At 54.9% G+C, this 597-nt stretch carries 1 protein-coding gene; it reads right to left on the bottom strand.

Annotated features, from left to right (window positions below; genetic code table 11):
• Positions 1–30 precede the first annotated feature (30 nt).
• Positions 31–597 (bottom strand): T6SS immunity protein Tli4 family protein (locus tag M5G26_RS29405; protein ID WP_273917188.1); only part of this gene is annotated, 567 nt, incomplete at its 5' end.

The following is a 597-nucleotide window of genomic DNA, read 5'->3' as shown; positions in this document are numbered from 1 at the left end:
CTGCTCTATTTGCGCCCGCGGATTCTACTTTCACTTACCGGTCAGCTTGTCCATACCCGGTTGCAGGCGGAAGCTCTTCAGGATGTTGAGGAAGTCTTCCTTGCTCTGCTCAAAGGTTCTGATTTGTGTTGAAGCGTAATTCTCGGCCTTCAACACCATGCTCGGTTCATATCCCTTGTTGGCCAGACCTGCGGTCATGACGAATCGCTCAGTGGCCTCGGTTTCTTTGCCTTGCGGGTCCGTGGGCTTGTAATACTTGCCGCCCATGATTCCTGTGCGCGATCCGATTTGCACTTTTGAAGGGCCGAACGTTTGAATGACGCCGGCACTTGGGAATGGGTTGCCCATGATCGGCGTGGTCAATACCGGGAGCAGATTAAGGGCTTTGCCGATGTCGTCACTCAAACTCAGGCTGTAAAGCAGGTTCGGATTGTCAGTGGGATGCCAGGCCATGGTGATCGAGTAGTGGGCTTTGCCATCATCGGCGATGAAGCCGAAGGGCAGGCAAAAGCCAGTCTCTTTGGGTATCTCAAATTCTGCGCGCGTGCGGAAGCGCGCGAGCAGGTCACGGGCGGCGGGGAGTAGTTTTTCGAACGA

This window comes from Pseudomonas sp. TNT2022 ID642, assembly GCF_028656995.1.
Taxonomy (GTDB): domain Bacteria; phylum Pseudomonadota; class Gammaproteobacteria; order Pseudomonadales; family Pseudomonadaceae; genus Aquipseudomonas.
The sequence above is the reverse complement of the archived record's forward strand: the minus strand, read 5'-3'. Positions and strand labels throughout refer to the sequence as shown.